The organism is Actinomadura rubrisoli, assembly GCF_004349215.1.
GTDB classification, from domain to species: Bacteria; Actinomycetota; Actinomycetes; order Streptosporangiales; family Streptosporangiaceae; genus Spirillospora; species Spirillospora rubrisoli.
In genome coordinates, this window is sequence record NZ_SMKU01000584.1 from 1 (window position 1) to 3,014 (window position 3,014).

Annotated in this window: 5 protein-coding genes; 3 read left to right on the forward strand and 2 right to left on the reverse strand. The window is 72.0% G+C overall.

Annotated features, from left to right (window positions below):
• The coding region (locus tag E1298_RS45640; RefSeq protein WP_207945254.1) for a type II toxin-antitoxin system Phd/YefM family antitoxin at window positions 1-243 on the reverse strand (243 nt) is incomplete at its 3' end.
• A gap of 175 nt (window positions 244-418) precedes the next feature.
• On the opposite strand from E1298_RS45640, the gene E1298_RS45645 reads away from it, so the two are divergent.
• The 3 genes from E1298_RS45645 (at window position 419) to E1298_RS45655 (ending at window position 2,071) form a co-directional block, all read left to right on the forward strand.
• Window positions 419-982 (forward strand): ClpP family protease, encoded by a 564-nt coding sequence (locus E1298_RS45645; RefSeq protein ID WP_165975980.1) that lies wholly within the window; start codon window positions 419-421, stop codon window positions 980-982.
• Window positions 982-1,584, forward strand: coding sequence for an ATP-dependent Clp protease proteolytic subunit (locus E1298_RS45650; protein ID WP_131903608.1), 603 nt, complete (start codon window positions 982-984; stop codon window positions 1,582-1,584). Before E1298_RS45645 ends, E1298_RS45650 begins: the two co-directional genes overlap by 1 nt.
• A 142-nt stretch (window positions 1,585-1,726) precedes the next feature.
• Window positions 1,727-2,071, forward strand: coding sequence for an RNA polymerase-binding protein RbpA (locus E1298_RS45655; protein ID WP_131903610.1), 345 nt, complete (start codon window positions 1,727-1,729; stop codon window positions 2,069-2,071).
• Between the two features lie 132 nt (window positions 2,072-2,203).
• Here the strand turns inward: E1298_RS45655 and E1298_RS45660 are convergent, their stop codons facing one another.
• Window positions 2,204-2,887: a response regulator gene (locus E1298_RS45660; protein WP_131903609.1), complete on the reverse strand. Its 684-nt coding sequence runs from the start codon at window positions 2,885-2,887 to the stop codon at window positions 2,204-2,206.
• Between the last annotated feature and the right edge of the window lie 127 nt (window positions 2,888-3,014).

The window sequence follows — 3,014 nt, forward strand, 5'->3', positions numbered from 1 at the left end:
GTATTCGGCGGCGATCCGCAGGGGGCTGGGCTGGGGCCGGTCGGACGGCGGCGCGGACGGGCCGAGCTGGGTGAGGTCCAGGCGGCCCGAGCGCAGGCTCTCCAGCAGCTCCAGGTCCTCCGCCGACACCAGGGCCGCCATGATCTTCCCGCGGCGGGTCAGCGCGACGCGCTCCCCCGTGTAGGCGACCCGGTTCACCAGATCGGCGAACTCCTTGCGTGCCTCCGTGACCGGCTTTTCCACGCTGTTCATCGTATAGCGAACTTCCCTGGTCCCCTCAGGCGAGCGGATGTACGCTTCGCAGTTGTACGTAGTGTACCATCTGTACAGATGATCAAGGGGAGGCTTCATGTTCCGGACACCTGAGAAGGACCGGCCCGAGACCTACATCGGCCGGACGCGCGCCAAGGCCGCCGAGATGCCGCGGCTGGCCGACGCCCAGCTGTTCGAGCGGCTGCTGGCGCAGCGGATCGTGTTCCTCGGCTCGGAGATCGACGACGACGTCGCCAACCGGGTCAACGCGCAGCTGCTGCTGCTGGCCGCCCAGGACGCCCGTCGCGACATCACGATCTACATCAACTCCCCCGGCGGCGTCGTGGACGCCGGGATGGCGATCTACGACATGATGCACTTCGTGCCCAACGACGTCTCCACGGTCGCGATGGGCATGGCCGCCTCCATGGGCCAGACGCTGCTGTGCTCGGGCACGGCGGGCAAGCGGTACGCGCTGCGGCACGCGCGGGTGATGATGCACCAGCCGCACGGCGGGATCGGCGGCACCGCGTCCGACATCAAGATCCAGGCCGAGCAGTCGCTGTACCTCAAGCGGACCCTGGCCGAGCGGACGGCGTTCCACACCGGCCAGCCGCTGGAGCGCATCGAGGCCGACGCCGACCGGGACCGCTGGTTCACCGCCGAGGAGGCCCGCGAGTACGGCATGGTCGACCACGTCATCGACAGCACCGAACGGGTCGGGTCGTGATGCGGTCCGAGGGCCGCTCCATCGTCCCCTCCTTCGTGGAGCGGACCGCCTACGGGGTCAAGGAGACCAACCCCTACAGCAAGCTGTTCGAGGACCGCATCGTCTTCCTGGGCACGCCCGTCGACGACATCAGCGCCAACGACATCACCGCGCAGCTGCTGGCGCTGGAGGGCATGGACCCCGACCGGCCCATCGCCCTGTACATCAACTCGCCGGGCGGGTCGCTGACGGCGATGATGGCCATCCACGACACGATGCAGTACATCCGCCCCGAGATCGAGACGACGTGCGTGGGGCAGGCCGGGTCGGCCGCGGCGATCCTGCTGGCGGCCGGCACGCCCGGCAAGCGCGCCGCGCTGGTGCGCGCCCGGATCCTGCTGCACGAGCCGGCCATCGACGTCTCCCGGGGCCAGTCCAGCGACCTGCAGATCCAGGCCGAGGAGGTGCTGCGCCTGCGCGGGCAGATGGAGGCGATCGTGGCGCGGGCGACCGGCCGCGACGCCGAGACCGTCCGCCGCGACCTGGACCGCGAGCGCTACTTCACCGCCGAGGAGGCCCGCGAGTACGGGCTGATCGACGACGTCATCACCACCCGCCGCTAGCGGCGCGCCGCGGCCCTCCAGGGCGCGGCGGCACGGTGCGGCCGGAAACGGCAGGGTTGGATCCCGCCGTGGACGGGAATCTTGTAGCGGTATCCAGCGTTGGAGAGGGCAAGACCGCAAGCCGTCTGGGAGGCACGTGACGATGGCCGAGCGCGCACTTCGCGGCACCCGACTCGGAGCCACGAGCTACGAGAACGATCGCAACACCGATCTGGCCCCACGGCAAGAGGTGGACTACACCTGCACCAAGGGCCACCGGTTCACCGTGACGCTCGCAGCCGAGGCCGAGGTGCCGATGACCTGGGAATGCCGCAGCTGCGGCGCCACGGCCCTGCGGGTGGACGGCGAGCTCCCCCAGACCAAGAAGGGGAAGCCGCCGCGTACCCACTGGGACATGCTCATGGAGCGCCGGACGCTAGAGGACTTGGAGGAGGTTCTGGCCGAGCGTCTGGAGATCCTGCGCGCGGGGCGCAGGAAGTCCGCATGATCGACTGAGCGCTTCACGGTTCGGGCCCGCACCGCCGCACGGCGGTGCGGGCCCGACCCATGTCAGGACCCGGACACCACGGCCAAGGCCGGATACCGCTACACGATTCCCGCGCGGCCGCCCGGTAGGCGGTCAGCGGGCCTGGCGGGGCAGGACCAGGCCCGTCTCGTAGGCGGCCACGACCGCCTGGACCCGGTCGCGCAGCCCCAGCTTGCGCAGGACGCGGCTGACGTGGGTCTTGACCGTCTCCTCCCCCACCACCAGCCGCGCGGCGATCTCGGCGTTGGTCAGGCCCTCGGCGACCAGGCGCAGCACGTCGGTCTCGCGCGGCGTCAGCACCTCCAGCGACGCCGACGGCGGCCGGGGGCGCAGCCGGGCGAACTCCCCGATGAGGCGCCGGGTGACGGTCGGCGCCAGCAGCGCCTCCCCCGCCGCGACGACCCGGACGGCCTCGAACAGCCGCTCGGCGGTCACGTCCTTCAGCAGGAACCCGCTGGCGCCGGCCACCAGCGCGTCGTAGACGTGCTCGTCCAGGTCGAAGGTGGTCAGCATCAGCACCCGCGGCGCCCCGGACCGCGCGGTGATCCGGCGGGTGGCCTCGATCCCGTCCATCGCCGGCATCCGCACGTCCATCAGGACGACGTCGGGACGGTGCTCGCGGCAGGCCCCGACCGCCGCGGCGCCGTCGCCGGCCGTCGCGACCACCCGGAGGTCGGACTGGGTGCCCAGCAGCGCGCTGAACCCGGCGCGGACGACCTCCTGGTCGTCGGCCACCACGATCCGCACGGGCCCGGGCGCCTCGGGGGCGGCGGTCACGGCAGCGTCCCGCCCTCGTCCGGCGCGCTGGGCAGGGTGGCCTCGACCAGGAACCCGCCGACCGGCCCGGGACCGGTCCGCAGGTCGCCGCCGACCGCCGCGGCGCGCTCACGCATCCCCAGAAGAC